The sequence below is a fragment of the Streptomyces anandii JCM 4720 genome (assembly GCF_014650655.1).
Taxonomy (GTDB): domain Bacteria; phylum Actinomycetota; class Actinomycetes; order Streptomycetales; family Streptomycetaceae; genus Streptomyces; species Streptomyces anandii.
Map to the genome: position 1 here is coordinate 1 of NZ_BMVJ01000065.1, position 464 is coordinate 464.

The window sequence follows — 464 nt, forward strand, 5'->3', positions numbered from 1 at the left end:
TCGGCGAGCGAGGTCAGGCCCGCGACAAGGGCCTCCCGGTCGCCCCCGACGACCGCCGCACGGTGCTCGAAGACACCGCGCCCGGTGGCCAGCGAATAGGCCGCGTCAAGCGGCGCGAGCTCCGGATCGGCCGCCATACGGTCCCGCAGCCGCTCCGCCTGCGCACGCAGCGCATCAGCGGTCTTGGCCGTCAGCACCAGCGGCACGGACGGCACCCCGGAAGCGGAAACCGCAGCGGCGGGCTCCTCCCGCGGTGCCTGCTCGATGATGGTGTGGGCGTTGGTGCCGCTGATGCCGAACGAGGAGACACCCGCCCGGCGCGGGCGGCCGGTGTCGGGCCACTCTCGGGCCTCGGTCAGCAGGGAGACCGCGCCCGCCGACCAGTCGACGTGCGGGGACGGCTCGTCCACGTGCAGGGTCTGCGGCAGCACACCGTGCCGCATCGCCATCACCATCTTGATGAT

Annotated in this window: 1 protein-coding gene; it reads right to left on the bottom strand. The window is 73.3% G+C overall.

Annotated elements, in window-relative coordinates:
* Nucleotides 1-464 (bottom strand): ketoacyl-synthetase C-terminal extension domain-containing protein (locus tag IE249_RS35265; protein ID WP_308434443.1); only part of this gene is annotated, 464 nt, incomplete at both ends.